Here is a 21238-nt window from a genome sequence, read left to right as displayed (position 1 = left end):
ATATGTCTTATTAAAGATCCTCTCAAGGATGTAGAATTTAATATATTTTCCTTTCGTCACTATAAATCCCTTATTAGTGAACTAATCAGCGAAACAATGCGTATTGGTTTGTATATATCGACAGCAAATCTTATTTATATGAAGCACCGTAAAACGCATTTACCACAAAAAGTCTGCCAGTCCTGTAAACGCTTATTTAGCTGGCGAAAAAAGTGGCAAAAGAATTGGGAGCAGGTCAAGTATTGCTCTAAACGTTGTCGTCATGAAAGACAATCGATAATTGAAAGTAATGATGCTTCAGGTAAGAAATGAGTCATAACGACAAGTGTTTGCGTCTCATCTTAGGTGATCAACTCAATGCCAGTCATTCTTGGTTTAGTGATAAAAATGACGATACTTTGTATGTAATTGCTGAGTTATATCAAGAGGCTACATACACGACACATCATGTACAAAAAATCTGCGCCTTTTTTGCTGCCATGGAGGCATTTGCTAAAGCGCTGAGCCAAGCTGGGCATCAAGTCGAGTACTTAACTCTTGATGACACCGCTCATTATCCTGATTTACCCAGTTTATTATCTGAGCTGATATCCAAACATGAAATTGTACGGTTTGAGTATCAATTACCCGATGAATACCGTTTACGACAGCAGTTAGCTAATTTCTCAAAGGCGCTTTCGCATCAGCAGCTGGCACTTCACCATAAAGTAGTGGCAACTCCCTATGAAAGTGAGCATTTCTACCTAGAAGACCAAGCATTATCGAATTACTTTTCGTCGGGAAAACGTCATAGATTAGAAAGCTTTTATCGAAAACTTAGAGTTAAATTTGATGTGTTAATGGAAGCAGGGGAACCAGTTGGCCAACAATGGAATTTTGATCAAGATAACCGCAATAAACTGAAAAAAACGGATTTAGCTGATATTCCAGAACCTCTGGTCTTTGCCAATGACGTGAGTGATATTTTAAAGCGTATTAATCGCCATAAAATACCGACGATAGGGAAAGCTGAAAAGTCTTTATTATGGCCTGTCACACGGTTACAAGCGGTCGAACTTCTTCACTTTTTTTGTCAGTACTGTTTACCGAATTTCGGTAAATATCAGGACGCTATGACAGGTAAATTAAGCTTTTTAGGTGAAGATAAGGGTTGGAGCTTATATCATTCAAGGCTCTCTTTTGCGCTAAATAGCAAGTTAATAAGCCCTAAACAGGTGATTGATACGGCCATCGTTTATTTTCAACAAAATCATAACTTAATTAGCCTTGCTCAAATTGAAGGTTTTGTCAGACAAATTTTAGGGTGGCGAGAGTTTGTGCGAGGTATTTATTGGGCCAATATGCCTGAATACTCAAAGCACAATCATCTTAATGCGAATCGTTCTTTGCCTAAATGGTTTTGGACGGGGGATACACGCATGTCCTGTATGCATCATGCTATCAATCAGTCGCTAACCTTCGCTTATGCTCATCATATTCAGCGCTTGATGGTCACTGGCAACTTTTGTTTGATTGCTGGTATTACGCCAGATCAGGTCGATAACTGGTATTTAGGGATATATATTGATGCTATTGAATGGGTGGAGATGCCCAATACTCGAGGCATGAGCCAATTTGCTGATGGTGGCATTGTTGGCTCTAAAGCTTATGCAGCAAGTGGAAATTACATTAATAAAATGAGCGATTATTGCGGCGACTGCCATTACAAGGTGAGTAAAACAGTAGGTAATGACGCTTGTCCATTAAACTCAATGTATTGGCATTTTATGGCCCGTCATCAAGATGCATTTTCTCGAAACCCTCGCACAAATATGGTTTACGCAAATTGGCGAAAGAAATCAGAACAAGATCAAGCGGTTGTGTTAGCTCAGGCTGAGTACTATTTGAGTCATTTGGATGATCTATAAAAGCGAATCTTAGAAAACCAAATGAGAAAAAATTGAATGCGTGCCTTATTTAAAATCAATTAGAATAGGTGTCTTGTTTATTTTACTGATTTATTTGAGCCTGTCATAAAGGAATTAGGGAAAATGGCGATTAGCAACTGCAAAGTAAAAAAAGAGTTTACTCAAGCTTGTGTCATACACGGAGTATCTGTTGAAAAGGAGGATGTCGTTAATTTTGAGACATTTTTCCTAGAGCGTTGTAAGGCAAGAATTCAATTTTTAGAAACCTATTACACCTTGCCTGATATCGAAAATGGTAAAGCGGTAAAAGAAACGGGCGATAGGGCTGATGTGATTTTTGTTATACATGATGATGACCTTGATAAGATTACGTTAGCGGATAGACATGAGTTAGGAATACGTTGGTTGGAAGATGCTATTGCTAACGACCCTGACATTTATGAAGCTCGAATTTCCGAGTATTTAAAGTAGTGTATTAAACTAAGGAAGTGTTGAGTGTATTTTAGAGTCGCTGTTTTGATAAAGTGTTGAATGCTTAGGAGAGCAAATGGATTTATCCTCAAATTTCAGGATGTTAGCGCTGTATAATCAGCGAATGAATAAACAATTATTAGATGTGTGTCGTCAGCTGTCTCATGAGAGGTTAAACCAGAAAACTAACACATTTTTTCCTACGATTATGGCTCATTGGAATCATATTTTATTTGGTGATTTGATTATGCTTCAGCGTCTAATCGCAAATCAGTTGGTTTCAGTGGACGCAGCAGTACTGGATAGATTACCTACGTCTAAATCGATTACTGATACTTTTGCATCCAATTTGAATGAGCTTGTCCAGCTACGAGACTTAGTTGACTCAATCTATATTGATATCACTAACAATTTCACGGCTGAAAACTGTAACCAAATAGTCAGTTACACAACGACCGAAGGGCAATTGATTGAAAGGACAGTGGGTGAGTTTTGCCAGCACATATTTAATCATCAAACCCATCATAGAGGGCAGCTAACTTGCTTGTTAAGTCAGTTTGGTCTGGACTTTGGTTGTACTGATTTACCTATGATAGTGCCAGAAGGGGCACGGATTTAACTAATATAGAGATTTAGTAAAAAGCAGAATGGCAATTTTTCTCTAAAGTAGGTTATTAATTGAATACGCCTTTTTCATTTCTCTTTCACAGAAAATGGAAGTGAGTCTTATTCAAATGGTGTGATATATTCTTATATAATGATTGTCTAATTAAAATTATAAGAATAGATAGTAGGTACCGATGACTATTAAATTGGTAAAAAAAGTAGCTCGCTCCTCCTTCATGAAGCCTTTAGTTGAGTCCGTTAAAAAAGCTGTTGTGGCTTATAAATCGGATCAACTGTCACAGCATTTTAATCAATACTTAGCCCCTGTTGCTGTCCAAGATAGTGACGAGTTAGCGGTGAGCCAGCAGCTTCGCCATTTGGTGTATTGTGAAGAAATGAACTTCCTTCCTTTGGAATCTGATAAGACAGAAAGAGATGAGATGGATCATCACGCTTATCATTGTCTTATTCAGCATACCTCCAGCCAAGACTGTGCTGGTACTGTGCGTATTGTACATTCAAAAGATGAATCTGATTTACTGCCAATTGAGGTTCATTGCAAAGAATTATTAGAACAGTGTGAAATTAAGCCTAGTGACTTTCCGCGTGATCAATTAGGTGAAGTCTCTAGATTGGCGGTTAACCCTAGGTTTCGTCGAAGAAAACACGATAAATACCAAGGCTTAGCCACTGATACAGGTATCGATGTTAATAAATTTACAGAAAAAGAAATGCGTACTTTTCCGTTAATTGCCGTTGGTTTGTATTTATCTGCAGGTAATATTTGTCGAATGAATAATATCGATCATGTTTTTGTCATGATGGAGCCTAAGTTAGCTAAAAAGCTGAGTCTGCTTGGGTTTTCGCTTCAGCAAGTTGGTCCGAAAATACAGTATCATGGGATGAGAGCGCCTTTTTATTGCAGGGTCTCTGATATGGCTGAACGTATGCCTGTTGGTTTTAGAAAGCTATATCGTCATCTGGGAATGGAGTTGACTGAGCAATTGGACCATACCCACTCAAAAAATAATCTGTTCACTTTAGGTATGTAAAGTAATGAGTGAAAAATCTGTTAGTTCAACAGCGTTTACTGTCTTGCAAGGTTTGCTTTATGTGGGGTTGTACTCCAACCACAAGTATTTAGTAAGTGAGGAAACGCGTTTAAACGCCCAAAAAATCTTATCTATGTCTCAGGAAGGCACTAAGCGGCTGACTCAGTGCAATAGTGCTTTGTATCATAGAATCGCAGATGTGCAAGAATGGGCTTTATTGCCGGGGATTAGACTTCATTACGCTTTAAGAAAGTCCAAAATTGAGCAAATTACTGAACAGGCCATTGCTGATGGCTACACTCAGATTGTGAATCTAGGTGCTGGTTTTGATTGTTTATTGTGGCAATTACACAGCAAATATAAACAGGTTAATTTTATTGAGATAGATCGCCCAAGCACCAGTCAATATAAGCAAGCGGCATTAGTTAATACTGTGGATTCAGAGAATTTTCACTTTCTTGAAGTGGATTTTAGTCATCAGAATTTGCAAAAGGAGCTGAGCCAATACTCTGATTTTGATCCTGAATTAAATACACTTTTCATTGCCGAAGGTGTACTCATGTATCTGAGTGAAAACGACATACGTTTGCTGTTTGAGTCTATGGCGAAATTAACTCAGCAAGCGTGTATGTTTTGTTTTACGAGTCTGGAGCCGCCATATTCAAGCAAAAATAATATGCGACGCCTGCTTTCTTTTTATTTAAAAGCAGTAGGGGAGCCACTTAAGTTTACCCTTGCTAGCCAGGACATGAGCTCTTTTCTTTCGACGGTTAATGCCGAGTTAATCTCTAAGTCAGATACGAATAAGATGGTGGAAGAATTTATTAAACAGCCACTTAATCAATTACTACACCATGGCGAGTACGTGGTTTTATCTAAAATTAGACGCTGACTTTATTCGCTAAATAGAACGCTTCCTTTACTTAGGTGTATATACTCAAGCTTAATGATGCTTATTTAAACTTAAGGAAAGAAGAATTATCTATCGCAAAAAATACCGGATAACATCAAAGTTATAACTCTATCACTTCACTTTTCATAGGATGAAAATGGAAAGAATCATAGGATTAATCAAGCAAGATCTTGTTAGGATAAAAGCTTTAGATTGTGTATATCAGCTAGGTTTACCCCAATGCTACATTGCCGCGGGTTTTGTCCGAAACCTAGTTTGGGACTCTTTACATGGCTTTGAAACGCCAACACCATTAAATGATGTCGATGTGATTTATTTTGACCAAAACGAGCCAGACGTTGATACCTATTTAGCCTATGAATCCCAGCTTATAAAGAGTATGCCAGACCTAAATTGGCAAGTTCGAAATCAAGCTAATATGCATAGATCTAATGGACACCCCCCTTATAAAAGCTCTTTGGATGCGATGAGTCACTGGCCAGAAAAAGAAACAGCGGTTGGCATTCGGCAAATTAGCATGGATCATTTTGAGTGTATTTCTGCATTTGGTTTTGAGTCATTATTTAATTATGAGATTACGTATAATTCTAAAAGCTCACGAGAGAAGTTTGAAGGTCGTATAAATTCAAAGTCTTGGTTGGTTAAGTGGCCATCTTTAAGAAAGGTGCCATGGTAAAAAGGGTCTATGAGGGAAAATTTACAAGGAAAACTATGCGTAAGTTTCTAATAACAATTTTTTTAATCAGCCACTTTTCCCATGCTATGTCTTTATCTGATGATTCTTTTAGGGGGGTAAATATTGGAATGCCGTTTGCTGAGGCTATTCATACGCTTAAGGACTATGAGTCTGATAAAATCGCTTATCAATTAGAATTTGAAACTGAAGACATTGACTGTTATCACCTATACCCGACGCAAAATGCTGATCTTCCTATTTTTATGATTTTATCAGAGGTTGTTGTAAGAATTGAGGTTCGATCAAATTTAGTGCTTACACAAAGAGGTGTTACCGTCGAGTCATCTAAAAAAGATATATTGTCCGCTTATAAAAATCCAAAGATTAGAGTTCATCCTTATGACTTTGAAAGAGGTGAATATATTGAGGTGAGTTTATCTAATGGAAATGGGATCATCTTTGAAACCCTTGATGATATCGTCACATCTTTTAGATTCGGGACTGATCCAGCAATAAAATACATTGAAGCTTGTGTGTGATTGTTAATCAATCCCTCATCGATAATATTACAGAATAGCTGGTTGTTATTACTTTCTTTCATGCCTAGTTTGAACCATTTAATAATGAGTGTAGAGTAGCGCTATTATTAGAATCTCAATTTGAATGAAGGAAACAGGTTGTGGAAGGTTATAGAATCAGCAGCGAATATACTGATATGGACTTATCCGTTATTCATGAATATATTGCAAACTCCTATTGGGCTAAAAACATTCCTTTTGAAACGATGAAAAAGGCAGTGCAAAATTCACTGTGTTTTGGGGTGTTTACTGAGTCTGGGGATCAAATCGGCTTTGCTAGAATGGTGACGGATTCCGCTACTTTTGCCTATTTGGCGGACGTATTTATTTTAGATGAGCATCGAGGTAAGGGTTTGAGTAAGCGCTTAATGCAACAGATTTTAGCGCATCCTCAACTACAAGGCTTACGTCGTATGGCCTTAGCCACACGTGATGCTCACGGTTTATATGAACAGTTCGGCTTTAAAGCATTAGCATCGCCAGATACCTTTATGGAGTTACATCAGCCTAAGGTGTATGAGTCGGCCTGACTCTTTGCTCAAGCGGTGCGACCCGCGTGATGACTATGAATGATACTGACGCCTTTGGTGAGCGATAAGTATCCATTTTTCTATAAGCGTTTTCTGTATTAGTGTGAGAATAAATGAAGATAGATTTGATCGTATCGCCTTCTGATAAGGAGATCTCTGATATTTATAACGGCTTATCAGCATTCAACGAACCCTATTTTCCTGATCTTGATGAAACCTCATTAGGTTACTTTTATCGAAATGAGGGTGGATGTGTATTAGGAGGGGCGGTTGGTAAGCTAATCTTTACTGCTTTTCATCTGAAATACTTTTGGTTATCAGAACCTTTACGGGGTTTAGGCTATGGCACACAGGTGCTTAAGTTGATGGAGCAAGAAGCGATAAAGCGAGGTGCGATTAATATGTTTTTAGATACCTATTCGTTTCAAGCGCCTGAATTTTATGAATCGGCTGGATATCAAGAAGTTGGTCGATTTGCTGATTACCCCAAAGCGGGCGTCGATAAGATATTCTATCAAAAACATTTATAAGAAATATTTCTGAATATTTTTTCGTTGCTTATTCCATCTTAATAGGGAATGGCTGATAGATAGAAAATAAACGTACAAAACTAAAAATCGATATCAATAACAAGGTAAGATACTCGTTATAAAAATTTATTATCTTGAAACGCTAGTATACGAGCCTTGGTATCAACACTATGACAAACCGACAGCCTCAGACACACTCTTCAGCTAATACAGCGGCTGATTCGACACTTGATTCCTCTACACCTATTTCAACCCTTGGGGACCTTGCCAAGTTAGCAGATTATTCACTGATGGATTCACTTAATTGTGACCCAGAAGCAACTGAAACAGGGGATGATCATTATCCGCGTCAAGTCTTTTCAGGGCATTATGTCCCGGTTAAACCGACACCCATTCAAGACCCAGAATATATAGGGCACAGTAAGCAGTTTTTCTCAGAACTTGGTTTTGCTGACAGTCTAGCTCAAGACCCTGTTTTTATGGGGATGTTCTCTGGTGATGTGTCTCAAGTGCCTGAACCTATGAAAAAGTTTGGTTGGGCGACGGGTTACGCACTTTCTATTTATGGCACCGAATACACTCAGCAGTGTCCGTTTCGTACTGGTAACGGATATGGTGATGGTAGGGCGGTATCTGTGCTTGAAGCTGTGATTAATGGCAAACGTTGGGAAATGCAGTTAAAGGGTGGTGGCCCGACACCCTATTGTCGTGGGGCAGACGGACGTGCGGTTTTACGTTCTAGCGTTCGTGAGTTTTTAGCGCAAGAAAATATGCATGCTTTGGGTGTCCCCACATCTCGTTCTTTAAGCTTTTATGTCTCTAAATCAGAAACGGTTGATAGACCTTGGTATTCAGAAGGTTCACGCTCAGAAGATCCAGATAGACTTGTTTCTGAAGTGGTTGCGATTTCGACACGAGTCGCGCCTTCATTTTTACGGGTAGGGCAGCTTGAGCTCTTTGCTCGTCGTGCTCGTGCAGACGAGCATCCACAGGCATTGCAAGAGCTTGAAAAAATCGTATTACATTTGATTGATCGTGAGTACGCGGATGTTATTGATAAGCAAGTCTCAACCCCTGAAAAAGTTGTCATACTTGCCCGTGAGTTTCGTACACGTCTCATGTCTTTAATAGCAAACTGGATTCGTGTTGGCTTTTGTCAGGGCAACTTTAACAGTGATAATTGTGCTGCTGGTGGCTTTACCCTGGATTATGGCCCCTTTGGTTTTTGCGATGTGTTCCACCCGTATTACCAGCCTTGGACTGGGGGAGGACAACATTTTTCCTTTATGAATCAAACTAATGCAGCTCAGAAAAACTTTGGCTCTTTTTGCTCGGCGTTAAGGCCTTTGCTTGAATCATATCCTGAGTTTTTGCAAACGCTTAATGACATAGAAACGAGCTTTCCAGCAGAAATACAAACGCAGATGGAAAGAATGTGGGCGAGTAAGCTAGGTCTTGGGTTTCTATCGATAGAGCTGGAAGAAGACGTTAAAGATGAGTCTAAAGCTAAGCTTAAAAAAGAGTTTAGAGAAGTGCTTAACGAAGTGCAGATTCTTATGATGCAAACGCCAGTTGATTACACTATTTTCTTCCGTGAGCTTTCATCTATTCCTGAGGATATTAGCCCACTTAAGAAGAGTTTTTACACTGGTGCTGCGCAAGATAAAGAAAGCTTAGAGATGGACGAGCGTTGGACTAAGTGGCTAGCTAAATGGCAAGCACTACTCAATCATTCTCTTGATGCTAACTCTGCTTCTTCAAACTCTCTTGAAGCGATTTCTACTCAAATGAAGTTAGTTAACCCCAAATACATTTTGAGAGAGTGGTTAGTTGTGCCTGCTTATCAGCAAGCTGCAATGGGTGATTACAGCCTCATTCATGAGTTACAGGAAGTGATGACGCAACCTTATGCAGAACAATCACAGGAAGTAGAGGATAAATATTACCGATTGAAGCCACCGCAATTCTTTGCGTTAGGCGGTGTGTCTCACCTTAGTTGTTCTTCTTAAGTGTGATTTCTGTTAAATAAGGTGCTGTTGTTAATTTAAAAAAAGCGTTAGAACAAACATATATAAATAGTCATAACTAATAATAACGACAATTTTGATAAATTGTATTGTGTCTTAGAGTTGAATATTATCTGGGATTATTTTTACTTTAAGACACGTTTTAAAAGAGGTTTTAGATGGTGCTTTTTTGGCCAATCCAGCAAGAATTAGATTGCATTAATACGAATGGCGACATACTTGGAAAAATAAAGTTTGATGCTTCAACAGATAAACACTTTTTTGATCCATCTGACGAGTCTATTTCTATATCGGATGAGGATAAAGCAAACATCGCTGAGAGGCTAGTTGGGCTTGATTCAGGTAAGCACACCATCCCGATGCAAGATGATGACTGATTGAATAAATATAAAAAATTTTGGACGCGATAATTCAACAAATATGGATTTTAGGGAGCTAGAGTTAGCTACATGCCTATTTTAATTTTAGTAAGTACAGCGATTATTTTGCTCTTCCTTCTTACATATTGGGAGTATAAGGACAGTATTGTTTATCAATTTGGTTATTATTTGAAGCATAATAAACCTGAAGTTTATTTTCATTTAAATCGAGGAGTAAGACGAAAACAGCTCAATAATTTAGAAAAAACATATAATGTTGAATTCCCAAAAGAGTTTAGACGTTTGTATTCATGGAGAAATGGGCAAAGAGATAATTGTTATGAAAATTTTATTGATAACTTTATGTTTATGTCTATTGGCGAAGTGATTAGCACTAAAGAAATGCTAGATTCTATGATAGGTTATGATTTTGATGACCCCAATTGGTGGAAAGTTGAATGGGTGCCATTTCTTCATAATGGCGGTGGGGATTACTGCGTTCTTGATCTAAAAACAGGCGAAATAGTTTCATTTTATCATGAGTTTGATGACCGTTCGGTAATTGCAAGTAACCTGGAAGAATTACTTGAATTTGTTATTGATGAAAAAGAGATAGTGTTTTAAAAATAGTGTTGAAAATGTATTTTTCTAATGGTTATTCAGCCAGAAAAATACAATTAAAATAAGGATGTTTAAATGAAGATAATAGAATGTAAATCGAGTGAGCTAGATGATGTTGCTAGCTTGTTTGATGCTTATAGGCGATTTTACGGACAAAAAGAAAACTTAATTGAATCTACGGCCTTTATATCTGAAAGGCTAAATAACTCAGACTCTGTTATTTTTATTGCTTATTCAGGTGCTGATAAACCTCTTGGTTTTGTTCAACTTTATCCATCTTTCTCATCTGTTGCTATGAAGCGTATGTGGTATTTAAATGACTTGTTTGTGAATGAATCCGCACGTAAGCAAGGTGTTGCCAAATCACTGCTTCAACATGTAAAGCAATTTGCCATAGACACTGACGCCTTTACCGTAAAACTTGCTACAGCCGTTGATAATATTGAGGCGAAATCGTTATATATTTCTGAAGGTTACACTAAGGTAACTGCTTTTGATCATTACACTCAAAGAGTTGAATCAGTCTAAAATCTTATACCCAATACCTAACCAAGTGATATTCGAATGATAGAAGCATTAGTACTTTTCTAAGACGTCTTTATGGAGGCAATATGTTTGACCATGTTGTAATCAGTGCGAGTAATTATGAAGTAAGCAAAAGCTTTTATCTTAAGGTATTAGAACCTATTGGCTTAGAGTATGTTTCTGAAGGAGCGCTGGGCATTGAAATCAGTACAGACGGAAAGTCTTCATTATGTATTCGCCTAGTAGAAGAGGTACCTTCGCACTTACACTTGGCGTTTGTCGCTGTGAACCGAAATCAAGTTGACGACTTTCATCGCTTAGCATTAGAAGCGGGCGCTAAAGATAATGGCGCACCGGGTATACGACCTAATTATAGCGGCCAATATTACGCTGCGTTTGTGATTGGCCCTGATGGACACAATATTGAAATGGTGTGTCATGAAGGAGAGTAAATAATTTGGCCCTCAAAGCAGGTTTTTGTTTAAACGTTAAACCTTAGAATAAATACATTAGGGACAATGAATTTATTCAATTTAGCAAGGTCTTATTTAAACCAAAAAATGTGATTAGGATTAATATTAGATGGAAAAATATTTCAATACTAAGGACTTTATTGTCATTACTATCTTAGTGAGTTTATGGGTAAATGCATCAGAAGTATTTAGATACTTTGTGCTCGTTAGACCAGAGATGCATGATTACTTATCGATTGTGCCAAATGTTGCAGATATGAATTGGGGTATTTTTGCAATCTGGGGCGTATGGGATACCTTACTAACTGCCTTATATGTCTTTCTCTTTTGGCTTTGCGCTAAAGCCTTTGGAAACAATATTAAGTCAATTTTAATCAGTGGTTTCATGTCTTGGTGTTTTTTCTTTTTACTATTTTGGGTAGGTTTAGCAAATATGGGCCTTTCAAGCTGGAGCTATCTGCTTATTGTTTTGCCACTTGCTTTAGTTGAAACCTTGGTCGCAGCATTTATCACCTCTAAATTATATTTAAGAAGTGCTTAATAGAAAGCGCTTAAGTCAATTCGACAAATACAGATTTGAAACTGTTACCGTTAATTATCAATCTCTATACAATTTTGAATAGTAAGGAAACGGAATGATAACAATTGAGAAATTAAATGAATCGCACCTTGAGGATGTTAAAAAGGTGAGTTTGGCGGATGAGCAAGTGAAATTTGCAGGTACGGCAGAAGAGTTTCTTGAAGATGGCTCTGACTCCATTCATTTACATGTCATTAAACATGATGATGTGCTGGTTGGTTTTTTTAAAATAGATACTGCTTATTCTGATAATTACCCCTTCTGCCAACAAAATGCATTGGGGTTAAGAGCCTTTGTTATCGATGTGAATCAGCAAGGGAAGGGGATAGGTACTGGTGCCGTTAAAGCGCTTTTTCCTTATTTAAAACAAAGTTATTCAGAATTTGATCTCATATATCTCACTGTAAATTGTAAGAACCCTGGTGCAAAAGTGTGTTATTTAAAAGGGGGATTTGAAGATACGGGTGAGCAATACCTAGGCGGTGAAGCGGGCCCTCAGTACATTATGGTGGGAAAGATCACTGATTAGCCTAGTGTAAGAGATTCTATATTAGGCGTTAATTTATAATCCACTTATATAGGTTTGGCTATGCAAAATACTCAATTTAAGGATATTCAATTCTCTCTTGGGAATGATGAGGCAGGTAAACAGATTGAGGCGGCGCTTTTAACTTCCCTGAGTAATGACTTGCCTCAATCGACCAATGTAAGCTTTGTATTAACTGCAAAAAATTTAGCGGGAGAATTGATTGGCGGCCTGACTGCTAGCACATCCTATGGTTGGTTTTTAGTCAAAGTGGTTTGGGTCAAAGATGACTTTCGTGGCTGTGGCATAGGTCGGGCTTTGATGGATAAAGCGGAAGAAAAGGCACGAAATTCTGAGTGCCATAGTTTATGGCTTGATACTTCAAATCCGGAAGCTAAGCGTTTTTATGATTCATTAGGCTTTACTGTGTTTGGAGAGCTTCATAACAAGCCAGATCAATATCCTCCTGAGCATTCTCGCTGGTTCATGAAGAAGGAGTTGGAGAGTTTCAGTCACTCTGCTATCTGAATGAGAGATAAGTGCCTTAAAACTGAGACACTTATCTTCTTAATATTAATCACAAACTGATTAACGCTTCTTCTTACTTGTCCCTTGTACAGCCTTAAATCTAGGGTTTGATTTACATATTACAAAGGTGCGGCCGCGACGTTTTACGACCTGGCAATCTGGATGGCGCTTCTTTGCGCTCTTTAAAGAACTTAATACTTTCATGATCTCCCCCTAATATTACCAAAACGATTCTTGAACCTAGAAATTCGGCCATCTTTCTGTGTAGCACGTTGCTCACCTGTGTAAAAAGGGTGTGAGACGCTGGACACATCAATAGTGACATAAGGGTAAGTGCTGCCTTGGTATTCAATGGTTCGCTCGGTTTTAATCGTAGAACCAATGACAAAATAGGTGTCTGCCACCGTGTCGTGGAAAACAACTTTCTGATACTTAGGGTGGATATTCGGTTTCATCTTTACCTCGTGATGTTATGTTATAACATTATATTCTCATTTTTATCTTAAAGGTGCAAATGATAATTATTATCAAGTGTGATTTTGACTTTTGAAATCAGTAAAACGAGTTTTGATTCTTATTTGATTTGCCAAGCCGAATCTAAAAAAGTAGAGGGTAATAGACATGGCTTGATATGACGTGCTTAGAAAATTCATCCTTGAGTTGCTAATTAAGCAAGTTTAATCGCCGCTGATGAAAGAGCAGCCTGATGAGTTAGTTTATAACTTACATGCGAAGTGAGCGGTGTTCAGGAGATGTTAAGCTCAAAATCTATTAATATCTTGCCCCTTAAACTGCCTCACCGCCATATGAAGAGGTGAATAAAAACTATTTACATAGGGATCATGTAAAAATGAAAACAGCGTCGCAGCAAGTATCAAGACCAACATCCGCTTACATTTCTGCCACTTGGGGAGCCCTTGCTATCGGTGTTAGTGGCTATCTCCTCGGTCTATGGAATGCAGACATAATGTTGAATGAAAAAGGTTATTACTTTGCTATTTATATTTTAGCCTTGTTCTCGTCAGTTACTTTGCAAAAGACAGTAAGAGATAAGCAAGAGGGCCTTCCGACAACAAAAGTATTTGTTGGCATGTGCTGGGCAGCTTTTTGTAGTTCAATTGCTTTATTAGGTATCGGTCTTTTTAATGCTGAAATGGCGTTAAGTGAAAAAGGCTTTTATGTTATGGCTTTTATACTCAGCTTATTTTCTATTGTGACTGTTCAAAAAAATGTACGTGACTTAGATAATGATGTTGAAGTCTCTTCTGATACTAAACAAATCACCAATACGCCTTTAGAAGCAAATGAAGCTCTTGCTGACTAACGCTTTAAATCAGTCTGTATGTTTCATCTCTCTTAACTTAAAGGTTCTAAAACTATGAAAATTGCATTAGGTGGCGATTACGCAGGGTTCGAATACAAAAAATGCTCGTTGGCTATTTAAAAAATAAAGGCATTAACACAAAAGTTTTTGGGCCTTTCAGCTCTGATTCATGTGATTACCCAGATTTTGTTCACCCTGTTGCACTGGCTGTCGAGGCAGGTGAATATGATTTTGGCATTATTTTATGCGGTAGCGGAAATGGTATTGCCATGACAGTCAATAAACATCAAGGTATACGTTGCGCGCTCGCTTGGAATCCTGAAGTGGCTGAATTAGCTCGATCTCATAATAATGCAAATATTTTATCATTACCTACAAGGTTTATTGAACTAGACACAGCAAAAGAAATCGTTCAAACCTTTATAGACACAGATTTTGAAGGTGGCAGACATCAGCGCAGAGTCGATAAAATTTCCTGCTAATAACTAAATACTTTATAGCCTCCTTCAAGAGGCTTTGGTGTAAATAATGAAACTAGATCAAGGAATTGGTTGATGCGGCAATCAATCAAGCCTTAGCTCGCTTTCCTACAGGCTATGCTGGCGCTGTTGCTGTTTATACTGAAGATGGTCAGATATTGACAAGTGTCTGTTTCGATACACATAACGAAATAGACAATTTATGTCATGAAACTGGCGCTTATTGCGAGGCTAATCGTCTTAATCTTAGGGTGACTGCTTCTGTGTGTGTTTCACGCTCAACACCAGAAGATAAATTTATCATTTTAACTCCTTATGGTATTTGCCAAGAGCGTCTTGCAATTTGGGGGCGCTCTGTTGAAGTCGCAGTACCTGACCCGAGCAACCCTAGTCACTGGTTGCCTAAAACTCTTGGTCAAGTGCAACCTTATTATTGGGGGAATATTATCGAGGGGTTTAATGCATAATCAGGTATTCATTCCAGAAAAGTGAGTTTTGCCCTAGCAAGCAAGTGTCGATGGCATGTTGAATTTCGTTATTTATTCGAATCTAAGGAGTCAGGGACGATGAGAAATACCGTTATAAAGAATATTGAATCACGCTTTCAGTCAATTTTAGACATAATGGAAAATATAGAGACTAAATTGCTAACACAGCAATTAGACATTGCTAAGAGTAAGTCAGTTGGTGAGCATATGTGGTGTATTGTTGGTGCTAGAGAAAGCTATTCTCGCTCACTTTGCAAAGGTGTCTGGGATGGTTTTTCTTGTTCATTAGAGAGTGATGATAATCTAGAAGAGATTATTAATGCATTAAATTCCTCTAAGATGCTATTCGAGCAATCTATAAAAGCCGTTGATAACTGGACACAAGCCAGAGATGAGCTTTTAGTTAGCTTGTTGGAATATGAAACCATGCATGAAGGTCAATTAATTCGCCATATTTATGGGCTTGGATACAAGTTGCCAGATTCAACTAAATGGGCTTAAGTCGCCTAATAATTTGCTTTTACTTAAGTTAGTAGGTTAGTAGCTAAATTGATTAATGGATGACAGGGGGTAGAGTGGTAGTAAAAGACGCGTTCGTAGCTATGAATAGTGCTGAAAAGATAAGTAGCTCTTTATACAAATGGATTGCGGGTAATCGCGGACTCAAAAGAACCCTTGCAATGGAACTACAGGAAAATATAGAGCTAATTCGCTTATATGTTGAAACTGAATCTGGTTATCTTAAGCTTATCCCGCAGTTAAAGGATTCTGCATTTAGGCATGCTTTGACTGAAGGTTTTAATTTTAATGCGCTAAAGCGCTCAAAAATTGGCTCTGAAAGTACAAGAGGTGTTAAACAGTTAGAGCGATATCATGGCTGGGATACGCAACGAATGTTCGAAAATATTTACGCCAAAATCTCCGTAATTAAAGCCGCAATAAACATTAAAGATAATAAAAAACCATTAAGGCTGGGTGTGAGACTGCTTAATATTTTTAAGTTATTAGTGATGTTATCTAATCATATCGGGCAAAAGTAACTAAAAAGCCTAAATCAGGATATTTCTGATTTAGGCCATAAAGTATGCTTAAAAGTTTTGCTTATAAGGCTCTGGCAAACATAGCCCAAAACACGACTCTTACATGGGATCTAGCGACAATATCGAACTCTTCTTCTCTTCCTTTTCTGTATTTCTCAGCCATTTTAGCTAAAGCAAAATCTATTACCTCATTGGTGTAACCTGCATACCAAGAGAAAGGGGACTCTCCTTTAAAATGCTGTGCAAAGCTGGCTTTACCTAAACCTTGGTGAATAGCGCTTTGTACATCAGCAATGTAATCTTGGACAAATTTTACATCGGCCTTGTAACCAATATTGCTGTGTCCTGTTACCATCACATCCCAATCTAAATTCATTAAGGTGTTGATATCATTCTTGTAAGCAATAGCATCTTCTACATTGGAAAAACTTCTAAATTCTAGTTGATCTGGATGAACCAAATCGATGGCGTGAATGATCTTACGGCCATTATCTTCGATCAAAAACGCGGTATTATCTTGAGTGTGGCCATTTAAATCGGTGAATGTCTTAATGTATTGACCTTCAAACACAAAGCCATCGTCAATAATTTTATTAACGGGAAGAGGTAAGCTCACCTTGTGAGACTTTAATGCATCTCTTACTTCTGCTGTGCCATAAACATCAAGCTTATTATCACCTAAAGCCCTTTGGATGATGCCTGAGTCACCAATATGATCCGCATGAGCGTGTGAATAAACCAAAGCCGTTAGTGGCTTATCTGTGATTGAAGAGATCGCTTGTAATAACTTTTGCCCTGTCCCATGAGGCACGTCAATTAATAAAACACTCTTATTACCGACTAGAACAGTCACATTATAATTAGCAACTGAGACCCAATAGACGCTTTCGCTCAATCGTTGGACTTCAAAATTTTTAGTAAAACGTTCCTTATGAGTACCTGCTACTTTTTGGCCATGTATGGCAATTTCTGTTGTGGATGGGGGCTTATAAGTGAAGCCATTAGCAAAGGCCGTTGTTGTTAAAGAAAGTGCTAATGTGCCGATTATTGCTATTTTGCTTTTGATCATTTTCGCTTGTTCCAAATTAAATTAATGCTCAAGTAAATTTCGATATTTTGTTGTTAGATTATCAGTATGATAAAGTGATCAAAGTATCTAAATTAACCATTAGTTTCATTTGTATACTGTATGGCTGATAAGCATTTATAACAAGTAAGCACAAATTTGTAAGCTAGTATGGTGAAGGTAACCTATGAATAAAAACAATGAGTTAGAAGAAAATAAAAATGAAATTAGTTCAGTAGCTTGTCCTATGACGTCGGTAATGAATGTGATTGGAGGCAAGTGGAAAGTGATTATCCTGTTTCACCTAAGAGATCAGACGCTCAGGTTTGGCGAGCTTAAAAAGCGTATTCCAAAAATCACGCAAAAAATGCTGACTCAACAATTAAGAGAGCTGGAGTTAGATGGTTTAGTTTCTAGGAAGGTTTATCCAGAGGTGCCTCCTAAAGTTGAATACAAAAGCATGCCTTTGTCTGATGAGCTGAGACCCATTCTTGATATGTTATGTGACTGGGGACAAAAACAGCAGGCGTTAAAATAAGCCTTATTGCTTTTAATACCCTATTTGCTATTTATAAATTTATAGCAAGATTAATAACATAACAGTTACGTTTAATAATAATTCGTAAAATTAATCATAGGTTCAGATATTGACCCATGTCATGAAGGCTCACATAATGTCGTGCGCCTTAATGTTCTCAAAATCAGGCTTGGAGCCTAGCTTATTTTTTGATAACACGAGATTCTTACTTCTCTTATCAGTGTTTAAACATTCTGACATGACAAGCAAATTGTTATTTATGCGCCCAAACTCTTATTAATCGCTCTTAATTTACAAGGTAGTCATTAACGGCATGAGTAATCTTAACGCCTCCCTCGATAACGATATTAAAACCCTTTATAAACACAGCCGCTTTCTGCGTAAGATCGCTTGGATAGTCGAGCTAATTGTTGTCTTTATAGGCCTTTGTATTTCGGTATCTCTTCTTGTCGATGGCGATAATCTGGTAAGTAAACTTACCTTATCTGCACCCTTTGTGATGATATCGCTGGTTGAGCTGACCAAAATTCCATTTGTGATTGGTTTGTGGAACGCTAAGAAATCTTTTTTGATGTATCTCATCATCATTAGTTTTCTTTGTATTATTACCTTTGAAACCCTATTAAATGGTTTTGAAAGGGCGTTTTCATCAATTAACAATCAAATCAATTTAAACGAAATCTCAATTGGTGAAATTGAAAATAAGATTCAGGTTAATGAAGAAAACATTCTTTTGGCCTTAGAAGATTATCAGTCCAAAACACAGAGCATTAATGTGAGCAGGGATGTGATTGCTAAAAATTTCGACGAGAAGTTTGCGTCTGCTGCTCAAACGAATAAAAACCTCTCAAAAGAAGCGTCAGGCCTTAAGATTCAACTTGATACCGCGCGAGAAGAGTTGATTCAGCTTAAAGTCGAAAAATCTGATTTATTAAAAGAGTTATCAGAGAAAAAAGAAGAGCGCTTTCAAACGGTTCTGACACGATCCCAAGACTCCGTTAATCTCGCGCAGCAAGAAAGAACGCGACTGTTAGATAAAATTGAGTCGTTAAGAGCTGAGAAAGACGTTGCTGTGGAAGAGAGTAACTTTTTTACTTCTAACCAGGTGAAGCGAGAATACGATGAGAAAATACGTTACGCCGAGGATCAACTCGCCAATATCAATGATAAAACTATCACAGGGGAAGAGAAAACACTTGATGTAAAATCTGTTGAATTCTTGGATAGCTATTATGCTGACTTGCTGAACCTCAAGCAGGATATGATTAGTCAAAAACAAGAAAATATCGATTACATTAATGATAGATATGTTAAAGCGATTTCTGCCAGTGATTCTAGCTTATCGGCACATAAGGCAAAGTTAGAGAAAGAGAAGAATACTGCTTTGGGTCGCTTAAACCAGCAGCTTAGCTCGATAAATAAAGCGTTTGCTGAACAAAAGCGTTACATCAATGACCTTAAAAAAGAGAATAATCAATTACGTTTTGATATTCGTGTTGTAGAGAGCGAAACCAATACACTTGCTCTATCGAACCAGATTTATCGTATGGCCTCTTATGTTGATAACGTGACCCATTATAAAGAGATTAAGAAAGATACCTTAACCTTAGTCGGCTTAATTTGGTTTGGATCTTTAGCCTTTATTGGTTCTATTACAGGTATTGCGCTGACGCTTTCTGGATTGCACCTAAATAGGCTCGCGGGTAGGAAAGAAGAAGCAAAAGCGAAGGCTTTATTAGCTAACGAACCAACTTCAGCGACTTAGCTAGTTTAGTTACTCTCCCACACCATCATTTAAAACCACTTTTTCTAAAGTGGTTTTTTTATGCTTACTATGATTTGTTTAGCAAATAAACATGTGCTGTATAAAAAGCGACCGAGTCATTGAGTTTAATCAATACAATCTATGAACTGAATTTTATTCACCTACAATTTACTTTTTATTTACATTAACCGATTGATAAATATATATTTTTTGTTTTGTGGGTTTTGCTTAACTGTGTAGAATGACCTTGAAAATTGTTATGTTTCAAACAAAGCATTAATACCTCAAGGAGAGAAGTAGTTATGAAAAAATCATTAGCTTTGTCGTTTGCTTTTATAGCTTTAACTGGCTGTGGAACAATGAATAATGCTCTAGTTGAAAAAACTAAGACCATTGAGTACTACCGTATTTTTGATATTAAAACTCAGGCCGACCGCTATACAGTCGCTGATTCTGCTAGTAATGGTCTTGGTCGTAATGTACATGATGCAACTGAAGCAAGACCTATTCCTACTTCTGGAGAGTTACCTGTTAAAGCAGATAGGTTCACTTTAGTAAACCCTTTTGAAGGCTCTAAGCTTGGTGCACTTATGTCAGGAGGTGGCGGGCAACTTGGCTTCAAAATCGCAACGTGTGATAAAGCTTCTTGGACAGCGAATGCAACCCGCTCTATTTCAGGCCAATCTGAGTTAAAACTGACAGCATGTTTATTCCCATATCAAGAAGGTTACCACTTGGACCTATATGCCACTTTTTCTAAAAAAGAGGGTGGTTTTATGGAGCTAAGTCGCATGGCTAGTAGCGCTATGGTTGGTACGCCAGAAGAATGGACTGAGAAAACTTTTCTAGATATTGTTCGTCAAATTAAAAATGATACAGGTGCTGAAGTCTCTTTCATTGAGGGATATCCAAAATTGGAAGGTACGCCTTGGATAGATTCTGGTGATTCTGTCACATCTTTAAATTAAAAAATCTATTTTTATCTCATCAGACGCCAGAGTAAAAAGGCTTTTTTGCTCTGGCGTTATTCAACATACTACTCATAGTCCTATGTTCTTCTCTTAAACGCTTAATATTGTTTCGTGAACCATCAATAATAGTTTCACCTCTTGCCTGCTTTTATCGCAGAGTACTTGGTTTAATTTATGTTAACTGTGTTAATATCAATGGGCTTTAATGGTTAACCTGCGAATGACAGCTTAGATTAAGGACGAAATATGCTCTACATAGGTGCTTTTTTATTGGTTTTCATTGGATGTGTTCATTCATTTTTAGGTGAAAAATACATACTGCAACGTTTGTTCAAAAGAGGTAATCTCCCCAAGTTATTTGGAGGTACCGGTTTCACTAAAAATACTCTGAGATTTGCTTGGCATCTAACGACACTGGCCTGGTTTGGTTTTGCTGCGATACTTGTTTATCTTGCTAACCCAGATAACCACCTTCTATCTATTAGTGAGATAATTAGTGTGACATTTTTAGCGCACAGCTTAGTGGCTCTTTTTGCTTCTAAAGGCAAACACTTATCTTGGATAGTTTTCTTATTGGTTAGTGTGTTTGTCTTTATTGCGTAATAAGTATCTTAAAAGACTGCTATAGCAAGAGTGAAGCAACTCGTCCTATTCAACGACTTAAG

At 37.7% G+C, this 21238-nt stretch carries 30 protein-coding genes; 27 read left to right on the top strand and 3 right to left on the bottom strand.

All coding sequences use genetic code 11. The features are described 5' to 3' along the window. From TW85_RS26510 to TW85_RS17565, 18 genes are all read left to right on the top strand, one after another. Positions 1-312 (top strand): DUF2256 domain-containing protein (locus TW85_RS26510; protein WP_238326246.1); only part of this gene is annotated, 312 nt, incomplete at its 5' end. Next, on the top strand, positions 309-1907 hold the full coding sequence (locus TW85_RS17645) for a cryptochrome/photolyase family protein (protein WP_046018449.1): 1599 nt from the start codon (positions 309-311) through the stop codon (positions 1905-1907). The genes TW85_RS26510 and TW85_RS17645, both read left to right, overlap by 4 nt. Before the next feature lie 123 nt (positions 1908-2030). Beyond that, positions 2031-2378, top strand: coding sequence for a hypothetical protein (locus tag TW85_RS17640; protein WP_046018448.1), 348 nt, complete (start codon positions 2031-2033; stop codon positions 2376-2378). Positions 2379-2454: 76 nt separating this feature from the next. Continuing rightward, a complete protein-coding gene (locus TW85_RS17635) occupies positions 2455-2997 on the top strand; it encodes a DinB family protein (RefSeq protein ID WP_046018447.1) in 543 nt (180 codons plus the stop codon). Between the two features lie 181 nt (positions 2998-3178). Beyond that, positions 3179-4036, top strand: a complete 858-nt coding sequence (locus TW85_RS17630) for a PEP-CTERM/exosortase system-associated acyltransferase (RefSeq protein WP_052702274.1) — start codon at positions 3179-3181, stop codon at positions 4034-4036. Positions 4037-4040: 4 nt separating this feature from the next. Then, positions 4041-4928 carry a class I SAM-dependent methyltransferase gene (locus TW85_RS17625; protein WP_046018446.1) on the top strand — a complete coding sequence of 296 codons (888 nt, stop codon included), beginning with the start codon at positions 4041-4043 and terminating at the stop codon, positions 4926-4928. 157 nt (positions 4929-5085) lie between these two features. Beyond that, positions 5086-5625, top strand: a complete 540-nt coding sequence (locus tag TW85_RS17620; RefSeq protein ID WP_046018445.1) for a nucleotidyltransferase family protein — start codon at positions 5086-5088, stop codon at positions 5623-5625. Between the two features lie 35 nt (positions 5626-5660). Continuing rightward, positions 5661-6164 carry a hypothetical protein gene (locus tag TW85_RS17615; protein WP_046018444.1) on the top strand — a complete coding sequence of 168 codons (504 nt, stop codon included), beginning with the start codon at positions 5661-5663 and terminating at the stop codon, positions 6162-6164. 140 nt (positions 6165-6304) lie between these two features. Next, positions 6305-6733 carry a GNAT family N-acetyltransferase gene (locus TW85_RS17610; protein WP_272947172.1) on the top strand — a complete coding sequence of 143 codons (429 nt, stop codon included), beginning with the start codon at positions 6305-6307 and terminating at the stop codon, positions 6731-6733. Positions 6734-6846: 113 nt separating this feature from the next. Continuing rightward, positions 6847-7263 carry a GNAT family N-acetyltransferase gene (locus TW85_RS17605; RefSeq protein ID WP_046018443.1) on the top strand — a complete coding sequence of 139 codons (417 nt, stop codon included), beginning with the start codon at positions 6847-6849 and terminating at the stop codon, positions 7261-7263. Positions 7264-7433: 170 nt separating this feature from the next. Next, complete coding sequence (locus TW85_RS17600) at positions 7434-9272, top strand: protein adenylyltransferase SelO family protein (protein WP_084616414.1); 1839 nt, start codon at positions 7434-7436, stop codon at positions 9270-9272. 176 nt (positions 9273-9448) lie between these two features. After that, positions 9449-9667 carry a hypothetical protein gene (locus TW85_RS17595; RefSeq protein ID WP_046018442.1) on the top strand — a complete coding sequence of 73 codons (219 nt, stop codon included), beginning with the start codon at positions 9449-9451 and terminating at the stop codon, positions 9665-9667. A 72-nt stretch (positions 9668-9739) separates the two neighbouring features. After that, complete coding sequence (locus TW85_RS25625) at positions 9740-10273, top strand: SMI1/KNR4 family protein (protein WP_052702273.1); 534 nt, start codon at positions 9740-9742, stop codon at positions 10271-10273. A gap of 72 nt (positions 10274-10345) precedes the next feature. Beyond that, entirely contained in the window at positions 10346-10798 is a 453-nt protein-coding gene (locus TW85_RS17585; RefSeq protein WP_046018441.1) for a GNAT family N-acetyltransferase, read from the top strand. A gap of 83 nt (positions 10799-10881) precedes the next feature. Further along, positions 10882-11247, top strand: coding sequence for a VOC family protein (locus TW85_RS17580; protein WP_046018440.1), 366 nt, complete (start codon positions 10882-10884; stop codon positions 11245-11247). 130 nt (positions 11248-11377) lie between these two features. Next, positions 11378-11809, top strand: coding sequence for a hypothetical protein (locus tag TW85_RS17575; RefSeq protein ID WP_046018439.1), 432 nt, complete (start codon positions 11378-11380; stop codon positions 11807-11809). 94 nt (positions 11810-11903) lie between these two features. Continuing rightward, on the top strand, positions 11904-12377 hold the full coding sequence (locus tag TW85_RS17570; protein WP_046018438.1) for a GNAT family N-acetyltransferase: 474 nt from the start codon (positions 11904-11906) through the stop codon (positions 12375-12377). Positions 12378-12437: 60 nt separating this feature from the next. Next, positions 12438-12902, top strand: a complete 465-nt coding sequence (locus TW85_RS17565; RefSeq protein ID WP_046018437.1) for a GNAT family N-acetyltransferase — start codon at positions 12438-12440, stop codon at positions 12900-12902. Between the two features lie 60 nt (positions 12903-12962). On the opposite strand, the gene ykgO is transcribed toward TW85_RS17565, so the two are convergent. Both ykgO and TW85_RS17560 read right to left on the bottom strand, forming a co-directional pair. After that, positions 12963-13106, bottom strand: a complete 144-nt coding sequence (ykgO, locus tag TW85_RS26010; RefSeq protein WP_009835815.1) for a type B 50S ribosomal protein L36 — start codon at positions 13104-13106, stop codon at positions 12963-12965. Next, the gene (locus TW85_RS17560) at positions 13103-13357 is read right to left on the bottom strand and encodes a type B 50S ribosomal protein L31 (protein ID WP_046018436.1); all 255 of its coding nucleotides are present in this window, start codon (positions 13355-13357) and stop codon (positions 13103-13105) included. Before TW85_RS17560 ends, ykgO begins: the two co-directional genes overlap by 4 nt. A 395-nt stretch (positions 13358-13752) precedes the next feature. On the opposite strand from TW85_RS17560, the gene yiaA reads away from it, so the two are divergent. The 5 genes from yiaA to TW85_RS17535 all read left to right on the top strand — a co-directional run bounded on the left by yiaA (position 13753) and on the right by TW85_RS17535 (position 16233). Continuing rightward, complete coding sequence (gene yiaA, locus TW85_RS17555) at positions 13753-14226, top strand: inner membrane protein YiaA (RefSeq protein ID WP_046018435.1); 474 nt, start codon at positions 13753-13755, stop codon at positions 14224-14226. A 101-nt stretch (positions 14227-14327) separates the two neighbouring features. Beyond that, positions 14328-14708, top strand: a complete 381-nt coding sequence (locus TW85_RS17550; protein ID WP_238326245.1) for an RpiB/LacA/LacB family sugar-phosphate isomerase — start codon at positions 14328-14330, stop codon at positions 14706-14708. 65 nt (positions 14709-14773) lie between these two features. Beyond that, the gene (locus tag TW85_RS17545; protein ID WP_202904883.1) at positions 14774-15172 is read left to right on the top strand and encodes a cytidine deaminase; all 399 of its coding nucleotides are present in this window, start codon (positions 14774-14776) and stop codon (positions 15170-15172) included. A gap of 99 nt (positions 15173-15271) precedes the next feature. Next, entirely contained in the window at positions 15272-15694 is a 423-nt protein-coding gene (locus TW85_RS17540; protein WP_046018434.1) for a hypothetical protein, read from the top strand. Positions 15695-15795: 101 nt separating this feature from the next. Continuing rightward, positions 15796-16233: a hypothetical protein gene (locus TW85_RS17535; RefSeq protein WP_202904882.1), complete on the top strand. Its 438-nt coding sequence runs from the start codon at positions 15796-15798 to the stop codon at positions 16231-16233. A gap of 61 nt (positions 16234-16294) precedes the next feature. Here the strand turns inward: TW85_RS17535 and TW85_RS17530 are convergent, their stop codons facing one another. Continuing rightward, entirely contained in the window at positions 16295-17302 is a 1008-nt protein-coding gene (locus tag TW85_RS17530; RefSeq protein ID WP_046018432.1) for an MBL fold metallo-hydrolase, read from the bottom strand. 184 nt (positions 17303-17486) lie between these two features. Here TW85_RS17530 and TW85_RS17525 point away from each other — a divergent pair, with 184 nt between their 5' ends. The 4 genes from TW85_RS17525 to TW85_RS17510 all read left to right on the top strand — a co-directional run bounded on the left by TW85_RS17525 (position 17487) and on the right by TW85_RS17510 (position 21176). Beyond that, positions 17487-17837 (top strand): helix-turn-helix domain-containing protein, encoded by a 351-nt coding sequence (locus TW85_RS17525; RefSeq protein WP_046018431.1) that lies wholly within the window; start codon positions 17487-17489, stop codon positions 17835-17837. A 313-nt stretch (positions 17838-18150) separates the two neighbouring features. After that, positions 18151-19602, top strand: coding sequence for a hypothetical protein (locus TW85_RS17520; RefSeq protein WP_046018430.1), 1452 nt, complete (start codon positions 18151-18153; stop codon positions 19600-19602). A gap of 302 nt (positions 19603-19904) precedes the next feature. Continuing rightward, positions 19905-20570, top strand: a complete 666-nt coding sequence (locus TW85_RS17515) for a hypothetical protein (protein WP_046018429.1) — start codon at positions 19905-19907, stop codon at positions 20568-20570. Positions 20571-20819: 249 nt separating this feature from the next. Continuing rightward, positions 20820-21176 carry a hypothetical protein gene (locus TW85_RS17510; protein ID WP_046018428.1) on the top strand — a complete coding sequence of 119 codons (357 nt, stop codon included), beginning with the start codon at positions 20820-20822 and terminating at the stop codon, positions 21174-21176. Positions 21177-21238 lie beyond the last annotated feature (62 nt).

Origin of the sequence: Marinomonas sp. S3726, assembly GCF_000967665.1 — a bacterium.
Classification (GTDB): Bacteria; Pseudomonadota; Gammaproteobacteria; order Pseudomonadales; family Marinomonadaceae; genus Marinomonas.
Note: the sequence above shows the minus strand (reverse complement) of the source record. Positions and strands in the feature narration are given on the sequence as shown.